The following is a 17,613-nucleotide window of genomic DNA, read 5'->3' on the forward strand; positions in this document are numbered from 1 at the left end:
TAAATCGTAATGTCGTATAACGTACGTGAGCATAGTTATGTAGTCGGTGGCCTAGGTGTTACAGGTCAGGCTTGCGTGCGCTTTTTGTTGCAAAAGCAGGCAACGGTTAAAGCATTTGATACCCGTGCTAATTTTACTCTAGTTACCGACCCTGATTCTGATCTTGATACCGACATGCAAGCGTTTATGGCAGACAAGGTCACTTGCACTGCTCTAAGCGAAGATTACTTTGATGGTGTAGACACCTTGGTGTTAAGCCCGGGGCTTGCTCTGAATATTGAACAAGTGGCTTTAGCGCAAAAGTGTGGTGTTGAGGTGATCGGCGACGTGGAATTGTTCGCCCGTTTAAATGCCTCCACGAGTGGTGCTACGCCAGCTAAGCGCGTAGTAGGTATAACCGGCTCTAACGGTAAAACCACGGTTACTTTATTAGTGAACCATCTGCTCAAAAACTGCGGCGTAAAAAGTATTGAAGCGGGTAACGTAGGTCGCCCTGTGCTTGAAGCGCTTCAAAGTGATGCAGATGTAGTGGTGATGGAGTTATCAAGTTTTCAACTTGAAACAACGTCTAGCTTGGTGCTCGAAGCTGCTACTGTCCTTAATATTTCCGATGATCACCTAGACCGTCACGGTACCCTTGAAGCCTATATCGATGCCAAGCATCGCATTTTTGATAACGCGAAATCTGCGGTTGTGTGGCGAGACGGTGAGTTTGTAGCACCTTACGAGCAGATTATTGCTGACGCTAAGGGTAATGCTGCATCAAATGCAGTATCTGATGGCGAATCTAATGCCGCGTCTAATGAAGAGTCGCTAGCGTCAAAAAATATCGTTGAATATGGACTGGGAGAGTCGACCACAGGGTTTGCGATTGCGTCTTTTGACGGTGACGATAGGGCTCGTGACGATGAACAAAGTCTATATATAACGTTTAAAGGCGAAAAGCTTATTGCCCTTAGCGATATTCATTTGGCGGGCATGCACAACGTGCTTAACATCATGGCTGCATTAGGCATATGCCAACAGCTAGGTGTTTCGCCAGTGCTCGCGGTTAAACATCTACACAGTTTTAAAGCTGCACCACATCGTTGTGTGGAAATAGCCTGTGTAAACGACATCCGATATATCGACGACTCCAAAGCAACCAACATTGGCGCCACTATAGCTGCCCTTGAAGGGTTAGCCCCGACTATACAAGGGAAGCTCATTCTTATTGCAGGTGGTGACGCTAAAGGCGCTGATATAGCCAGCCTCTCGCCTTATCTAACTAAATATGTATCGCACGTGTTTGCTTTGGGCAAAGATGCACACCTGTTTGAAAAGAGTTTTGCGCATACAACTCGTGTGGCAACGATGAAAGACGCCGTAAAAGCAGCAACAAGACTTGCTGCCCCTGGTGATGTTGTGCTGCTTTCGCCTGCGTGTGCAAGTTTAGATATGTTTAAGAACTATATGCATCGCGGTGACGTGTTTAAACAAGATGTACACGACCTACTTAATCTACACAGTAAGAACGACGACGCTGTGGAGGCCACATCATGATTGCTGCCTCTACCAAACTTAGCGCGTTATTTGCCGCGAAGCATGACGGACAACCTTCGGCAACGCACCCCTATGACGTGACGCTTATCTTAATTGCGCTCGCGCTAATGAGTATTGGCATTATTATCGTCACCTCGGCGTCGATGCCGGTGGCCGATAGGCTGCACGACAACCCCTTCTATTTTGCTATTCGCCACGGTATTTACATTGTTGGGGCGATCGTTGCCGCTATGGTAGTGCTGAATTTGCCCATGCAGTTTTGGCGCATGACCAATCCCTATCTTCTGCTCGCGGCCATCGCGCTATTGTTAGCAGTTCTGGTAGTGGGAAGAACTGTAAACGGGAGTACCCGTTGGTTGGCGATTGGGCCTATAACCATTCAAGCTGCCGAGCCTGCTAAGCTCTTTTTCTTTGCTTATTTGGCGGGTTATCTGGTTCGCCGCTACGAAGAAGTGACCGAAAATCTAAAAGGATTTATTAAACCCCTTGTCGTGTTCTTTGCGTTAGCGATGCTATTACTGCTACAGCCAGACTTAGGTACCGTCGTTGTGATGTTTGCAACCACGATTGGTTTGCTGTTTTTAGCGGGTGCACGACTTTGGCAGTTCTTCGCACTGGTGTTTGCAGGCATATTGGCGGTTGTAGCGCTTATCGTGTTTGAAGAATACCGAATGAAACGGGTTACCTCCTTTTTAGACCCTTGGGCTGATCCGTTTGGCGCTGGTTATCAGCTAACCCAGTCTTTAATGGCCTATGGCCGCGGTAACTGGTTTGGGCAAGGCCTAGGCAATAGTTTGCAAAAACTGGAATTCTTACCCGAAGCACACACTGACTTCGTTATGGCCATCCTAGCGGAAGAGCTAGGTTTCGTTGGTGTGCTTGCCGTACTCGGCCTTATTTTGTGGATGGTGTTGCGTGCACTGAGCATTGGAAATAAGGCACTTGAAAAAGGGCGAGCGTTTGATGGTTACATGGCTTACAGCATAGGCATCTGGTTCAGTTTCCAAACGGCGGTAAATATTGGTGCAAGCGCAGGTATTCTGCCAACAAAAGGGTTAACACTGCCGTTAGTTAGCTACGGCGGCTCGTCACTTATCATCATGTCAGTAGCAGTAGCCATATTACTTCGTATCGATTTTGAATTACGGGTTGATGGCGTACAGGCGATTGGCCGAGGCGACAGCAAGTCCGGAAAGAGCAAGGCCCGCCGTAAAAAGCCTATTCCTACAAGCGCGTCGCAAACTAAAGCGTCACAAGCTGAAGGTGAGGCAAGTGTAGAGAGCGGGGCCGATGAAGCGGATTTTTCTACAGCGACGGTTGAAGCTAAACCTAGCGCCAAAACATCAAGTGCAGAAGATGAAGGAAAAGCCGGCATTAAAGCTATACTCGCGCGGGTATCGCAGGAGGCTGATAATGGCTAAGCGTTGCTTAATTATGGCTGGCGGTACAGGTGGGCATGTTTTCCCTGGCCTTGCAGTGGCAAACGCGCTTCGAAATGAAGGTTGGGACATTCATTGGCTTGGCACCGCCGAGCGGATGGAAGCGCAAGTTGTGCCTAAGCACGACATACCTATTCACTTTATTCCGGTAAAAGGGCTTCGTGGCAAAGGTGTTTCGGCACGTCTTCAAGGTGCTGTTGCGTTAGTTAAAAGCTTATTTTCTGCAAGACGAATTATAAAGCGCCTTCAACCTGATATCGTTGTTGGGTTTGGCGGTTACGCTAGCGGCCCTGGTGGGGTTGCTGCAAAAAGCTTAGGTATTCCCGTTATTGTGCATGAACAAAATGCAGCGGCAGGCATGACCAATAAGCTTCTTAGTAAATTCGCAAGTCGCGTGCTTCTGGGCTTTGACGATGCCAAAGAACAATTTTCAGGTGGCGCTACTAAGGTGCATACTGTGGGCAATCCTGTTCGTGACGAAATTTGGCAGGTGAAGCCCAAGCCTGTAGACATTGACGCAGACCTTCGTGCAAACACGCTTGAAAGCCGTTTTGAAAACACTAGTGAGCATAAGCAAGGTCTTAATATGCTTGTTGTAGGCGGCAGTTTAGGTGCACAAATTCTCAATGAAACCGTGCCGGAGACTTGCGGGGTGCTAGAAGGTTTATCAATCAAACACCAATGTGGAAAAGGCAACAGTGAAGGTGTCATTAAAGCCTACACGTCGGTGGGCGCAGATATGTCGAAAATCGATGTCAGTGATTTTATTGATGACATGGCCGCAGCTTATGAATGGGCAGACTTTGTTGTCTGTAGAGCCGGTGCGCTTACGGTAAGTGAAGTTGCAGCTGCCGGACGCGCGGCGATTTTCGTACCGCTACCTTTTGCGGTAGACGATCACCAAACAAAAAATGCGCAGTCGTTAGTTAAGCAAAATGCGGCACTGATGATTGCTCAATCTGTATTAAAAGAAAATTTAGGGCAGGCGGTGCGTCAGTGGTTACAACACCCTGAAGGCTGCTTAAAGATGGGTGCTGTTGCGAAAACATGTGCAAGCACTCATGCCACGGAAAATGTAGTAAGCCACGTTAAAAGCGTGGTAGGAGTAGGGGACTAATGGTTTTTAAAACCCCATTTGAAAGCCCGCAAATGCGCAGGGTTAAAAATATATTCTTTATTGGTATCGGCGGTGCCGGTATGGGTGGTATTGCCGAAGTATTATTAAACGAAGGTTATGCTATTGCTGGCTCTGACATTCAAGAAGGGCCAATGACACAGCGCTTAAGCGAATTAGGTGCTGATGTGAAAATAGGCCACCGTGCGGAAAATGTTGAAGGCATGGACGTTATTGTGGTGTCTAGCGCTATCAATGAGCAAAATCCAGAGATTATCGTTGCTCGTGAAAAGCGCATTCCAATTATTCGCCGTGCAGAAATGCTGGCAGAATTGATGCGATTCCGCCACGGTATTGCGGTGGCGGGTACCCACGGCAAAACGACCACAACCAGTTTAATTTCAACGATTTTCGCAGAAGCGGAGTATGACCCTACGTTTGTTATCGGCGGTTTGCTTAATAGTGCTGGTACGAATGCGCGTTTGGGTAAAAGCCGTTATCTAATCGCAGAGGCTGACGAGAGCGATGCGTCCTTCCTTCACTTGCAGCCGATGGTTTCCGTGGTGACCAATATTGAAGCCGACCATATGGATACTTATGGTGGCGATTTCTCAAAGGTGAAAGATACCTTTGTTGATTTCTTGTCGAACCTACCCTTTTACGGGCAGGCCATCGTGTGCGGTGACGATGCAAATATTCAAGAGATTCGCCCTCGTATAGGCCGAAGTATTCTGACCTACGGTTTTGAATCTCACAATGACTATCGCGCAGAAAATGTTTCACTGTCATTCGGTAAAGCGAATTTTACGGTTATTCGCCCAGAACGCGAACCGTTAGATATAACGCTGAACCTCACCGGTAACCACAATGTGCTTAATGCGCTTGCCGCTATCGCCGTAGCAACGGATGAAGGTGTAGATGACGACGCTATCATTCGCGCACTAGCTAGTTTTGGCGGCATAGGTCGTCGTTTCGAGCAGCTAGGTACGTTTACTACCAGTATGGGCGAGGTGTGTTTGGTGGATGACTATGGTCACCACCCAACGGAAGTAAGAGCGACTATCGCTGCGGCTCGTGCAAACTGGCCTGATAAACGCTTGGTTATGGTTTATCAACCACATCGCTTTACGCGAACCCGCGACCTTTACGAAGACTTTGTTGAAGTACTGTCGAGCGTTGATGCCTTGTTGCTTCTGGATGTTTACGCAGCCAGTGAACAACCTATTGAAGGCGCTGACAGTAAAGCGTTGTGTCGCTCCATTCGTCAGCGTGGTCAAATCGAGCCTGTATACGTAGGTGACAAAGACGCCTTACCAGCTATTTTGGCGAATATCATGCAAGATGGCGACATCGTCATGACACAAGGGGCGGGCAACATCGGACAAATTGCTAAGCTCTTAGCTCGTCACGCGCTAGAGCCGATCACACTTGCAAAGGAAGGGGAATAAGATGTTTACACCTTCAGTAAGTATTCACTCACAGAAAACCCACTCGCCGAACGAGTATGGCAAAGTAGCTGTGCTGCTCGGCGGTGACTCTGCCGAACGGGAAGTATCGCTTAATTCGGGCAATGCGGTGTTAAATGCATTGTTACGACAAGGCGTAGATGCGTTTGCGTTTGACCCAGCAGAGCGACCTCTGACCGACCTTATCGACCTTAACGTCGATAGAGCGCTCATTATGCTGCACGGTCGCGGTGGTGAAGATGGCTCTATGCAAGGAGCCCTTCAGTTCCTAAAAATCCCCTACACGGGAAGCCGAGTTTTAGGTTCTGCGCTGGCAATGGACAAAATTCATACTAAGCAAGTGTGGCAAAGTTTAGGCTTACCCACTGCAAAATATGAAATTGCTGATAAAAGGCACTTTGAAGCTGGTAAGTGCAGCGCTATAATGGATAAATTGGGGAATGAAGTCATGGTAAAACCGGCCAGAGAAGGGTCGAGTATTGGCATGGCGAGAGTGACAAGCGCTAAACAGCTCGAAACTGCCATTCAGGACGCCTTTAAATACGATAATCAAGTCCTGTTAGAGCAGTATATAGATGGCCCCGAATTCACTGTTTCTGTATTGCAGGGACAGGCGTTGCCGTCTATTCGCATGTCTACTCCACATACATTCTATGATTATGCTGCGAAATATCAGGATAATACAACAGAATACTATTGCCCAAGCGGCTTGTCTGAAGAGCAAGAAGCACAGCTAGCAAAACTAGCATCCCGTGCTTTTGATGCTATTTCTGGCAGCGGCTGGGGTAGAATTGACGTTATGCAGGACAACCAAAGGCAGTTTTATTTGCTAGAGGCGAACACAGTGCCTGGCATGACAGAAAAAAGTTTGGTGCCTAAGGCAGCCAAAGTTGCAGGATTAACTTTTGATGAACTGGTATTAAGTATTCTTTCTACCAGTTTTGATGACGTTGCAAACAAGGCGTAAACGTGGCTGATACCAACACTAATCAAGGTAAGCCCGCTTCTGCAAAGAGCGGCAAAAGTAAAACGGCAGTGTGGGGCGGCGTCGCTTTCTTACTGTTTGTTATTGCTGGATTAGTGTTTGGTGGGCTTAAAGCAAACCAGTATTTGCAGGATGAACAGCAAATGCCGGTACAGGTTATCGATTTTTCTGGTGATTATCAGCACATCGATATTACCAAGCTAGAGCGGTTAATACGCAAGGCGCAGCCTGGAAGTTTTTTCGCGCTTGACGTCAACGAAGTATTTGAGCTTGTTGAAGCGCAGCCTTGGGTTTATCGCGCGTCAGTAAGAAAGAAGTGGCCAAATACGTTAAAAATTTATTTGGTTGAGCAGCAGCCGGTTGCACAATGGAATGAAGATTTGTTGTTAAACCCTTATGGCGATACGTTTAACGACGAAGGCGTGAAGTTAGACTTACCGCGCCTTTACGGCCCGGGTGGCAGCGAAAAAACCGCCCTTGAAGGCTACAACGCCATGCACGCGTTGATAGCGACGACGGATATGACGTTAGACGAGCTGTCCTTAAGCGAGCGATTTGCATGGCAAGTGCAGTTGAAAAACGGCATTAAATTGAATTTAGGACGTCAGGAGTTTATCGATAGGCTACAACGCTTTATTGATGTTTATCCACTTCTGGCGCAACAAGAGAAGGCGGTGAAATACGTCGACCTTCGCTATGACACGGGCGTAGCAGTCGGATGGAAAGACGACAGCGCCACAGATGAAGAGAGTTAAGGAAACCATGTCAAAACCTGCTGAACGCAATTTGATTGTAGGACTAGATATCGGCACCAGCCAAGTAAAAGCTGTTGTGGGTGAATTACTAGAAGATGATCAAATCAGTATTGTTGGCGTGGGCACCCATGCATCGAAAGGCATGGATAAGGGCGGCGTTAACGATTTGAACCTGGTGGTGAAATCGGTCCAGCGTGCAGTAAACGAGATGGAGTTAATGGCAGATTGCCGAGTGTCTTCAGTTTTTATGTCTATCTCGGGACGACACGTTAAGTGCCAAAATGAAAATGGCATGGTACCGATTAACAATCAGGAAGTAACACAAGAAGACGTAGATAACGTTATTCATGCAGCGCGCAGTGTGCCAATTGCAGCGGAACGTCGTCTACTACACGTGTTACCACAAGAATTTACTATTGATGTGCAGGAAGGGATTAAGAACCCTATTGGCATGTCGGGAGTAAGAATGGAAGCGGATGCTCACATTATTACCTGTGCCGACGATATGGCGAAAAACATGGTGAAATGTGTTGAGCGTTGTGAACTTAATGCCGATCAGCTGATCTTTTCAGCGTTGGCATCAAGTTATGCGGTACTGACTGACGACGAGCGCGAGCTTGGCGTATGTGTGGTTGATATCGGTGGTGGTACTATGGATATGGTTATCTACACCGATGGCGCTATTCGTCACACGGCGGTAATACCGGTTGCGGGTAATCAAATTACCAGCGACATTGCTAAAATATTTAGAACACCTATTAGCAATGCAGAAGAAATTAAGGTGAATTACGCCTGTGCATTGAAAGATATGGTGAGTATGGAAGACAGCATTGAAGTACCTAGCGTAGGCGGACGCCCAGCTAGAGTGATGTCTCGTCATACGTTAGCCGAGGTGATTGAACCTCGCTATCAAGAGCTTTTTGAGCTGGTACATGATGAAATTCGTGCCAGCGGTCTGGAAGAGCAAATCGCTGCAGGCCTTGTGCTTACAGGCGGTACCGCTAAGATGGAAGGTGCCGTGGAATTTGCCGAAGAACTTTTCCAGATGCCCGTGCGCGTGGGCAAACCCATCAACGTAAAAGGCTTGTCCGAATATGTTGATGACGCTGGATTTGCGACAGTCGTAGGACTGCTGCAATATGGCAAAGTACAATCTGACAATAAGAAGTCCAGTACGCAGAAGACCGGTGAAAGCTTATTTCATCGAGTGCAAAGCTGGTTTAAAGGTGAATTTTAATTTTATTTTGGGGGCGCTATAGCTACGGCATCAAGGCTAGCAGGAAGCAATTAGCCTAAGGGAATGACCTGGCGTAGTGTTTAAAAGACGTACAACCGGAGAGTAAGTATGTTCGAATTAATGGATAGTCACGGCGAAGAAGCCGTAATCAAAGTCATCGGTGTCGGTGGCGGCGGCGGCAATGCCGTTGAGCACATGGTGTCTCAAAGCATTGAAGGCGTAGAATTTATTGCAGTTAACACCGATGCACAGGTGCTTCGCAGCTCAAGTGCAGACGTTACACTTCAAATTGGCTCAAGTGTAACAAAAGGGTTAGGTGCGGGTGCTGATCCGAACATTGGCCGAGAAGCAGCACAAGAAGACAGAGAAACCATTCGTCAGGCGCTAGACGGTGCAGATATGGTTTTCATCACTGCCGGTATGGGGGGTGGTACAGGAACGGGCGCAGCGCCAGAAGTGGCAAAGATTGCTCGTGAAATGGGCATCCTTACGGTAGCGGTAGTTACCAAGCCATTCCCATTTGAAGGTAAGAAACGCACCTCGTTTGCGGAACAGGGCATTGTTGAGTTGTCTAACAACGTTGACTCGCTAATTACCATTCCTAATGAAAAGTTGTTAAAAGTAATGGGGCCAGGCACGCCGCTTCTTCAAGCGTTTAGCGCTGCAAATGACGTATTACGTGGTGCAGTTCAAGGTATTGCTGAACTGATTACCCGTCCTGGTCTAATCAACGTTGACTTCGCAGACGTACGTACCGTTATGTCTGAGATGGGTAAAGCGATGATGGGTAGTGGCGCTGCAAGCGGTCCAGACCGTGCTGAAGAAGCTGCTGAAGCCGCGATTGCCAGCCCGCTTCTTGAAGATATCGATTTGTCAGGCGCGCGCGGTATTCTTGTGAATATCACTGCGGGTCCAGATTTCGCCATCGACGAGTTTGAGACCGTTGGTAACGCCGTTAAAGCGTTTGCCTCAGAGAACGCCACAGTGGTTGTGGGTACAGTGATCGATATGGAAATGACAGACGAGCTTCGCGTAACGGTTGTTGCAACCGGTATTGGCGCAGAGCGCAAGCCTGACATTTCGCTAGTAAGCTCTGAAGGCTCTCGTCTAACACAGCCTGCAAAAGAATACGGTAACACGCAATCAAGTGAACCACGTTCTGCAGTAGGCGGTACAGAGGGCAATCAGGCGCTGAAGGCCGACGACAGTGCACAGCCAGAAAATGATTTGGAATATTTAGATATTCCTGCATTTCTTCGTAAGCAGGCAGACTAATTTAGCTGCCTGAAACGGAAGGGAATTATTTCGCGTTTGTGATGTCTCACCTAGTAAGGTGTATTTATACAACGTGAAAAATTTCGCGTGGATAGGTCGATTAAATACGTAATCTGACAGAGTTAAATCCGTCAGAACGGGTGTTTTTTGACATGTGAGTAATAACTCACTATAATTCGCGCCCGCTTTTTTTAATAGGTAAAAGCTTAAGCAGATGATTAGACAACGTACAATCAAGCAATCGGTACAAGAGACCGGAATTGGGCTTCATAAAGGGGAAAAGGTCACAATGACTCTCCGACCTGCGCCAGCAAACACGGGTATCGTGTTTAGGCGTGTTGACCTTGAACCACATGTTGACATACCTTCGCGTGCGAATGCGGTAGGTAATACCATGCTGTGTACGTGCCTGAATAACGAAGACGGTGTGACTATCCAAACGGTAGAACACTTAGCGTCTGCGCTTGCAGGTTTAGGTATCGACAATATTATTGTTGAAGTAGACAGTAACGAGCTGCCAATTATGGACGGAAGTGCTAGCCCGTTCGTATTCTTGCTTCAATCTGCCGGTATCGAAGAGCTAAACGCGCCTAAGCAATTTATTCGTATTAAAAAGCCAGTTCGTGTAGAAGATGGCGATAAGTGGGCCGAATTAGTGCCTTATGACGGTTTCCGCGTTGATTTCCAAATTGACTTTGATCATCCTGTGATCAGTCAAACTCGTCAGCATATGGTGATGGATTTTGATTCATGCTCATATGTAAGCGAAGTTAGCCGTGCACGAACTTTTGGTTTTATGCGCGACTTAGAGTACATGAATGCTAACAACCTAGCGTTGGGTGGCAGCATGGAAAACGCAGTGGCGTTGGACGAATTCCGCGTACTCAACCCTGAAGGGTTGCGCTATGACGATGAGTTCTTAAAGCATAAGATTTTGGATGCTATCGGTGACTTATACCTTGGCGGCCATAGTCTAATTGGTGAATTGCGTGCGTACAAAACAGGCCATGGTCTGAATAACAAGCTATTAAATGCAGTACTTGCGCAAAAAGAGTGTTGGGAGTTCGTAACCTACGACTCGCAGGAAACAGCACCAATTCGTTATGCTCAGCCCGCATTAGCGTAAGAATTTTAAAAAGCCGCCTTACGGGCGGCTTTTTTTCGTATGGCAATTACTGAAATAAATGATACAGTAGCCGAATAATTAATATAAATTTCACCCATGTGACATAAAAACGATAGGTCGAAGGTTGTCGCCTTTGGCTAAAAACACATTCATCGTGGTATGAAGTGGTATGAAAAGAGTGGCGTGAAACAGCAATTTTCTTCGTGGTATGAAACTAACAATTACACTCGCTGGTAAAAATAAACGCTATAGGCACAGTATTAGTGTCCGTACGCTTGTGAGCGCAACCGTGCTCTCGTCTATTTTTATGCTAGTGTCGAGCCGTTCAACAGAATCGGTATCGGAAGATATTGCACGAGTTCGTTTGGCACAGACTGAAGTCAACGAACGACAAAAAGACGTTGAAGCGTTAAAACAGCAAACAACGGTCAAATTACAAGCTTTGCTTTCTCACGTCGCAGAGTTATCTGCGCAGGCTACATTGCTGGACGAGAAAGGTAAGCAAATCGCAACAGAATTAGGTATGTCAGCGGCTGACCTGGACGCTTTCGTACCGGTATCGATACCGGATAACCTTCAAGACGATCCCATCCTTCACGAAATAGCCAAACTAGAGCAATCACTCGATTTGAAGTCTCAACAGTTGTCTATGCTTGAAAGTTTGGTCAGGGGTCACCATATCCACGAACAGAGCCAATTATCTGGTCGTCCGATAGAGTCAGGGTGGTTGTCTTCTTATTATGGTATGCGGGCCGACCCGTTTACCGGCGAACCAACTATGCACAAAGGGCTAGATTTCGCTGGTAAGGCAGGGGAAAACGTAGTGGCAACTGCCGCAGGTATTGTGACCTGGGCTGGTGATCGCTACGGCTATGGCCAACTTGTAGAAATTGATCACGGTGATGGTTTTGTTACCCGCTATGGGCATAACGACACCCTTACTGTCTCAATAGGCGACGTGGTAACCAAAGGGGAACCTATCGCTAAAATGGGCAATACGGGGCGCTCAACGGGCGTTCATGTTCACTACGAAGTAATAAGAAACGGAAAACAAGTCGATCCTCTGCCTTTTGTCTACAAAAAGTAGCATAGGTAGCAGCCAGGTAATTCTCGTAGACGGTGCCTTTATTAATTAAAAGTCATCTAAAACGAAGAAGCATAATTTTAGAACATCGCAAAACACAACGTGGTTACCGTTGTGTTTTATACGTTTAATTTAGCTGTGCACATTGTGCGGCGCCTCGACAAGTAGTGGAATAATAAAGCTAATGTTTTCAAGCATCCTTCGAAAAGTATTCGGTAGTAGAAACGACCGACTATTAAAAAAATTACGCAAAAACGTAGATGCCATCAATGCACTGGAAGCAGAATTTGAAAAGCTTTCCGATGAGGCGCTAAAGGCTAAGACAGACGAATTTAAAGCGCGTATTGAAAAGGGTGAAACCCTTGACGATATTCTTGTAGAAGCCTTCGCTACTGTGCGTGAAGCAAGTAAACGCGTATACGGCATGCGTCACTTCGACGTTCAGATGCTAGGTGGTCAAGTACTTCACCAAGGTAAAATTTCAGAAATGCGCACGGGTGAAGGTAAGACGCTAACTGCTACCTTGCCAACTTACCTTAATGCTTTGTCTGGCAAAGGGGTTCACGTTGTTACTGTGAATGATTACCTTGCTCGTCGTGATGCTGAGTGGAGTAACCAGTTATTTACTTACCTAGGTATGCGTGTGGGCTGTAACGTGCCTGGTATGTCGCCGCAGCAAAAGCGTGAAGCTTATCAAGCTGACGTAACCTATGGTACGAACAACGAATTTGGTTTTGACTACCTTCGTGACAATATGGCATTTAGCCCACAAGACCGCGTACAGCGCCCGCTTAACTATGCGGTAGTGGATGAGGTTGACTCAATTCTTATCGACGAAGCCCGTACACCACTTATTATTTCTGGTCAGGCCGAAGATAGCTCAGAGCTGTATCGCCGCATCAACACCATTATTCCTAAACTTGTTCAGCAAGAAAAAGAGGATGAAGAAGGCCAAGAGGGCGATGGTGACTACACGATTGACCTTAAGGCAAAACAAATTCATCTTACCGAGCGCGGTCAAATTCACGTTGAGGAAATTCTTCAACAAGAGGGCATGCTGCCTGAAGGCGAGTCGCTGTTTGCTGCAGGTAATATTTCACTGCTTCATCATATTAACGCTGCGCTTCGTGCACACAAGTTGTTTGCTAAAGACGTAGACTACATCGTTAAAGAAGACCAAATCGTTATTGTTGACGAGCATACGGGTCGTACGATGGAAGGCCGTCGCTGGTCTGAAGGTTTACACCAAGCTGTAGAAGCGAAAGAAGGGGTTCGTATTCAAAACGAAAACCAAACCCTTGCGTCAATTACCTTCCAGAATTATTTCCGCTTGTATAACAAGCTTGCGGGTATGACAGGTACAGCAGATACAGAAGCCTTCGAATTTAACCATATTTACGGCTTAGAAACGGTAGTTATCCCAACAAACCGTCCTATGCAGCGTAAAGATATGGCTGACCTCATCTACCTAACGGCAGAAGAAAAATACGAAGCCATTGTTGAAGACATTAAAGAGTGCGTTAAACGCGGTCAACCTACGCTTGTGGGTACTGTGTCTATCGAGAATTCAGAACTCATTTCTCGCATTCTTAAGAAGTCGAAAATTCCTCATAAAGTGCTTAACGCTAAGTTCCACGAACACGAAGCAGATATCGTCGCTCAGGCTGGTAAGCCAGGCGCGGTTACGATTGCGACTAACATGGCAGGTCGTGGTACCGATATCGTGTTAGGTGGTAACTGGCAGGCAGAAGTAGAAAAGATTGAAAATCCAACTGAAGCGCAAATCGAGAAGATCAAAGCCGAATGGAAAGAAAGCCATGACGCTGTGCTTGCCTCAGGTGGTTTACACATTATTGGTACAGAGCGTCACGAGTCTCGCCGTATTGATAACCAGCTTCGCGGTCGTTCAGGCCGTCAGGGTGACCCCGGTTCAAGCCGTTTCTACCTGTCATTAGACGATGCACTTATGCGTATCTTTGCCTCTGAAAAAATGGGCAACATGATGAAGCGTTTAGGTATGGAGCGCGGTGAAGCCATTGAGCATCCGTGGGTAACTCGCGCCATCGAGAATGCACAGCGCAAAGTAGAAGGTCGTAACTTCGACATTCGTAAGCAGTTGCTTGAATACGATGATGTGGCTAACGATCAGCGTAAAGTCATCTACGAGCAGCGCAATGAGCTTCTTGATGAAGGCGATATTAGCGAGACTATCGCGGCTATTCGTGAAGACGTTATTTCAAGTGTTGTCGATGAGTACATTCCGCCACAGTCTCTAGAAGAAATGTGGGATGTAAGCGGACTTGAAGAGCGCATGCGTGCCGATTTCGCCGTAGACTTGCCAATCAAGACTTGGCTTGAAAATGACGACAAACTTTACGAAGAGAAGCTTCGCGAGCGTATTCTTGGCGAAGTCGTTGATGCTTATAAGCAGAAAGAAGCGGTAGTGGGCGAGCAGGTACTGCGCCAGTTTGAAAAAGCGGTAATGCTTCAAAACCTAGACAGCCATTGGAAAGAGCATTTGGCGGCAATGGATCACCTGCGCCAGGGTATTCATTTACGCGGCTATGCGCAGAAAAATCCTAAGCAAGAATACAAGCGTGAGTCGTTTGCTTTGTTCTCACAAATGTTAGAAGCGCTTAAAGTTGAAGTGATCACTATTCTTGCGCGTGTAAAAGTACAAGCTGAAGAAGACGTGCAAAAAGTAGAAGAACAACGTCGTCAAGCTGACGATGTGCCAAAGAACTTCGAGCACGAAGAAGCGAACGCAACGCCAGAAGAGGCAAGTGACAAAGTACGTACGCAAGTTCGCGAAGGTGCGAAAGTGGGCCGTAATGACCCATGTCCTTGTGGCTCTGGTAAAAAGTATAAGCAGTGTCACGGCAAGCTCAAGTAATGAAAGTAGTACATGTTGCTGTGGGCGTTATCGCCCGCGGCGATGAAATATTCATTACTCTTCGCCCTGACAATGTTCATCAGGGCGGAAAATGGGAATTTCCCGGCGGCAAAGTAGAAGACGGTGAGACCGTTCTACAGGCGCTGAAGCGAGAGCTTGCTGAAGAAGTTGGGATTATTGTGAACCGCAGCGAGCCTGTGATTGTGATCACCCATGATTACGGCGACAAGCAAGTTAAACTAGATGTTCATCGCGTGTGTGATTTTACCGGCGAGCCGCACGGCAAAGAAGGCCAACAGTCGCGGTGGGTCAAGGTAACGTCACTAAACGCCTCTGACTTTCCTAAAGCAAACGTTCCCATAATTAACGCTTTACAATAGTTCTGCGTTATCCACCGTACAAAGTGAAGCGGCGTTCAGCCGCTTTTTTCTTATACCTAAGTATAAGTTGCTAATTCCTCAGTAATTTTTTTGAAAATTAATCTCAATCCTCAGAAGCGCATTAGACTATTGTACTTTGACAAAGTCGCTAGCATCATCTTTCTAGAACACGCGTATATAAGTTTTTGATTTTATATTGATATGTAAAAAAGTGTCATTTACGACATTTGCGCCATTTTGCCGTTGAATTATGTTTCTACGGAAACAACGTACCCCTCTCCATACAAACGTATTTCGTTTAATACATTAATGCGCCCGGTTCTCAACGATATTTGAATAGTGTTTTTACAGCCATTCACATATCGAGGTTACTTATGGCGCTCAAAAAATCTACCGAACAAACAGTCGCACCAGCAGTGCGAGTTGATGCAAAGATGCGTAAAGAAGCGGAAGAGGAGCGCCGCAAAGCAAGAACACTCGCGAGGCAGCAGCAAGCCGCAGAGCGCGTTGCTTCCGCCACGACTGAATTAGCAAGTGGTATAAATCAGGCCTCAAGCGCAACCGATCAGTTATCCACTGCAGTTAACGAAATTGCAGCAGGCGCCGAGGAATCGAGCAGTGCAAGCCAAGAAAGCTTAGCGGCTATCACTCAGATTTCAGGTGGCCTTGTTGCACAGCTTGAACTGGCAGGCTCGACAATGGACAAAACCAACGAGCTTCAAACCTATCTTGAACGCGTTGTCGGTGATTTAAGCACCATGATGACCAGCGTTAAAACCGCATCTGAGCATCAATCACGCTCAGTGGTCATGATGAGCGAGTTAGAGCAACAAGCATCAAACATCGGCGAAGCTGTCAAACAAGTGACCCGCATTGCCGATCAGACGAACTTGCTAGCGCTTAACGCTGCTATTGAAGCGGGACGGGCTGGTAAGCACGGAAAGGGATTTGCTGTAGTCGCCGATACGGTTCGCGCGCTCGCAGAAGTGTCAGACAAAAGTGCTGCAGATATAGCTAAGCAGATAGAGCGTATTCAACAGCAATCTAACAGTGTCTCTGATGCCGTTAAATCATCATCGCAAGCGGCGCTTGAGGAAGTGACCAAAGGCCAAGCGGTTACCGAGCAACTTATCACCATAAAATCAGACATGCAGAGCATTGCTGACGGTGCGGGTGAACTACAGGCACAAGTCAAATCGATGGATGCAGCGGCTAAAGAAATTCAAACTGGTTCAGAAGCAATATCGTGTGCTGCCGACGAGCAATCTACCGCAGCCCAAGAAGTGTCGTCTAATGTTTCTGAGCAGAGCGTGGCCTTGTCTCAAGCTGAACAGGCTGCGCAGTCATTAGAAATAATTACTGAAGAGCTGAAAAACAGCACAGACATTAACAAGAGTGCAGAAGAAGTGGCGTCTTCTGCAGAAGAGTTGTCAGCAACCCTTGAAGAAATCAATCGCTCATCAAGTGAAATCATGACGGCATTGACTCAAGTGAATAACGGTTCGCAGCAGGCAGCAAGCTCTGTCGACCAAGCCGTCGGAAATATCGACCTGTTAAGAGAAGGTGTTGATAAAGCCTCTGCGCAGTGTGATGTAGCGTTAGAGAAAGGCAATGCTATTACTGGATTACTTAAAGAAAACCGTGCGCTGATTGAGGGAATGGTTAGCGGCATAAATCTGGCGCTTGAAACTAGCAAAGAAAATGTTAGTGCTATCAGTGAGATGGAAGTTATGACGCGCCAAATAGACAAGGTTATCGACACTATTACCACGGTATCAGTGAAAACCAGCATGTTGGCAGTAAACGGCGCAGTAGAAGCGGCGCGAGCAGGTGAGTATGGCAAAGGTTTTGCGGTTGTGTCTGCAGATATTCAAAGCCTAGCAGATGAAGCTGCTGAAAATGTAGAGCAGATAAAAGACCTCATCAAAGCCATTCAAGACCAGACAATGAGCGTAAAAACAGACTTAACTAATGTTGCTGAAAGTGCATCTAGAGAGGTCATGAAAGCGAAGCAAACTACGCAAGATGTCGAGCAAATTGCGACTGATATCGACGAAGTTGTGCAATATAACCAGGCAATGAAAGAGCGGGGTGAAGAAATTGCCGCGGGTGTTACACAGGCCCAGCGGGGACTAGAGCAAATTGCGACGGCAAATGAGCAAGCGAGCAGTAACTGTCAGCAGGCACTTAACGCAGCAGACCAGCAAAGTAAAGGCATGGAAGTGTTGGCCAAGTCCATTGAAGAAATTGCTTCAGTGGCTGACGAAATGCAAAACGGCTAATCCATAGCGCTTGTGTCTAATAGAGGAGCTTGCCT

The 17,613-nt window shown here is 47.0% G+C and carries 13 protein-coding genes; all 13 read left to right on the top strand.

Annotated features, from left to right (window positions below):
• Positions 1-9: 9 nt before the first annotated feature.
• The 13 genes from murD (at position 10) to MHN00_RS05980 (ending at position 17,578) form a co-directional block, all read left to right on the top strand.
• A complete protein-coding gene (murD, locus tag MHN00_RS05920) occupies positions 10-1,542 on the top strand; it encodes a UDP-N-acetylmuramoyl-L-alanine--D-glutamate ligase (RefSeq protein ID WP_239300618.1) in 1,533 nt (510 codons plus the stop codon).
• Entirely contained in the window at positions 1,539-2,963 is a 1,425-nt protein-coding gene (ftsW, locus tag MHN00_RS05925) for a cell division protein FtsW (RefSeq protein WP_239300619.1), read from the top strand. The genes murD and ftsW overlap by 4 nt, the downstream gene beginning before the upstream one ends.
• Positions 2,956-4,098: an undecaprenyldiphospho-muramoylpentapeptide beta-N-acetylglucosaminyltransferase gene (gene murG / locus MHN00_RS05930; RefSeq protein WP_239300620.1), complete on the top strand. Its 1,143-nt coding sequence runs from the start codon at positions 2,956-2,958 to the stop codon at positions 4,096-4,098. The genes ftsW and murG overlap by 8 nt, the downstream gene beginning before the upstream one ends.
• Complete coding sequence (murC, locus tag MHN00_RS05935; protein ID WP_239300621.1) at positions 4,098-5,543, top strand: UDP-N-acetylmuramate--L-alanine ligase; 1,446 nt, start codon at positions 4,098-4,100, stop codon at positions 5,541-5,543. The genes murG and murC overlap by 1 nt, the downstream gene beginning before the upstream one ends.
• A 1-nt stretch (position 5,544) precedes the next feature.
• Positions 5,545-6,528, top strand: a complete 984-nt coding sequence (locus tag MHN00_RS05940) for a D-alanine--D-alanine ligase (RefSeq protein WP_014950427.1) — start codon at positions 5,545-5,547, stop codon at positions 6,526-6,528.
• Positions 6,529-6,530: 2 nt separating this feature from the next.
• On the top strand, positions 6,531-7,301 hold the full coding sequence (locus MHN00_RS05945; RefSeq protein WP_014977223.1) for a cell division protein FtsQ/DivIB: 771 nt from the start codon (positions 6,531-6,533) through the stop codon (positions 7,299-7,301).
• Between the two features lie 7 nt (positions 7,302-7,308).
• Positions 7,309-8,538, top strand: a complete 1,230-nt coding sequence (gene ftsA, locus MHN00_RS05950) for a cell division protein FtsA (protein WP_014980043.1) — start codon at positions 7,309-7,311, stop codon at positions 8,536-8,538.
• A 108-nt stretch (positions 8,539-8,646) separates the two neighbouring features.
• Entirely contained in the window at positions 8,647-9,813 is a 1,167-nt protein-coding gene (gene ftsZ, locus MHN00_RS05955) for a cell division protein FtsZ (protein ID WP_014980042.1), read from the top strand.
• Positions 9,814-10,027: 214 nt separating this feature from the next.
• Positions 10,028-10,939, top strand: a complete 912-nt coding sequence (gene lpxC, locus MHN00_RS05960; RefSeq protein WP_014980041.1) for a UDP-3-O-acyl-N-acetylglucosamine deacetylase — start codon at positions 10,028-10,030, stop codon at positions 10,937-10,939.
• A 208-nt stretch (positions 10,940-11,147) separates the two neighbouring features.
• Positions 11,148-12,026 (top strand): M23 family metallopeptidase, encoded by an 879-nt coding sequence (locus MHN00_RS05965; protein WP_014950422.1) that lies wholly within the window; start codon positions 11,148-11,150, stop codon positions 12,024-12,026.
• 181 nt (positions 12,027-12,207) lie between these two features.
• Entirely contained in the window at positions 12,208-14,916 is a 2,709-nt protein-coding gene (secA, locus tag MHN00_RS05970; protein WP_014980040.1) for a preprotein translocase subunit SecA, read from the top strand.
• On the top strand, positions 14,916-15,296 hold the full coding sequence (gene mutT, locus MHN00_RS05975) for an 8-oxo-dGTP diphosphatase MutT (protein ID WP_239300622.1): 381 nt from the start codon (positions 14,916-14,918) through the stop codon (positions 15,294-15,296). The genes secA and mutT overlap by 1 nt, the downstream gene beginning before the upstream one ends.
• Positions 15,297-15,670: 374 nt before the next feature.
• Positions 15,671-17,578 (top strand): methyl-accepting chemotaxis protein, encoded by a 1,908-nt coding sequence (locus tag MHN00_RS05980; protein ID WP_039227964.1) that lies wholly within the window; start codon positions 15,671-15,673, stop codon positions 17,576-17,578.
• Positions 17,579-17,613: the final 35 nt, after the last annotated feature.

It is taken from the genome of Alteromonas sp. Cnat2-8 (assembly GCF_022348355.1).
Taxonomy (GTDB): domain Bacteria; phylum Pseudomonadota; class Gammaproteobacteria; order Enterobacterales; family Alteromonadaceae; genus Alteromonas; species Alteromonas macleodii.

Coding starts and splice junctions, on each gene's coding strand:
- murD (WP_239300618.1), top strand. CDS start 10: ATGTCGTATAACGTACGTGAGCATAGTTATGTAGTCGGTGGCCTAGGT.
- ftsW (WP_239300619.1), top strand. CDS start 1,539: ATGATTGCTGCCTCTACCAAACTTAGCGCGTTATTTGCCGCGAAGCAT.
- murG (WP_239300620.1), top strand. CDS start 2,956: ATGGCTAAGCGTTGCTTAATTATGGCTGGCGGTACAGGTGGGCATGTT.
- murC (WP_239300621.1), top strand. CDS start 4,098: ATGGTTTTTAAAACCCCATTTGAAAGCCCGCAAATGCGCAGGGTTAAA.
- MHN00_RS05940 (WP_014950427.1), top strand. CDS start 5,545: ATGTTTACACCTTCAGTAAGTATTCACTCACAGAAAACCCACTCGCCG.
- ftsA (WP_014980043.1), top strand. CDS start 7,309: ATGTCAAAACCTGCTGAACGCAATTTGATTGTAGGACTAGATATCGGC.
- ftsZ (WP_014980042.1), top strand. CDS start 8,647: ATGTTCGAATTAATGGATAGTCACGGCGAAGAAGCCGTAATCAAAGTC.
- lpxC (WP_014980041.1), top strand. CDS start 10,028: ATGATTAGACAACGTACAATCAAGCAATCGGTACAAGAGACCGGAATT.
- MHN00_RS05965 (WP_014950422.1), top strand. CDS start 11,148: ATGAAACTAACAATTACACTCGCTGGTAAAAATAAACGCTATAGGCAC.
- secA (WP_014980040.1), top strand. CDS start 12,208: ATGTTTTCAAGCATCCTTCGAAAAGTATTCGGTAGTAGAAACGACCGA.
- mutT (WP_239300622.1), top strand. CDS start 14,916: ATGAAAGTAGTACATGTTGCTGTGGGCGTTATCGCCCGCGGCGATGAA.
- MHN00_RS05980 (WP_039227964.1), top strand. CDS start 15,671: ATGGCGCTCAAAAAATCTACCGAACAAACAGTCGCACCAGCAGTGCGA.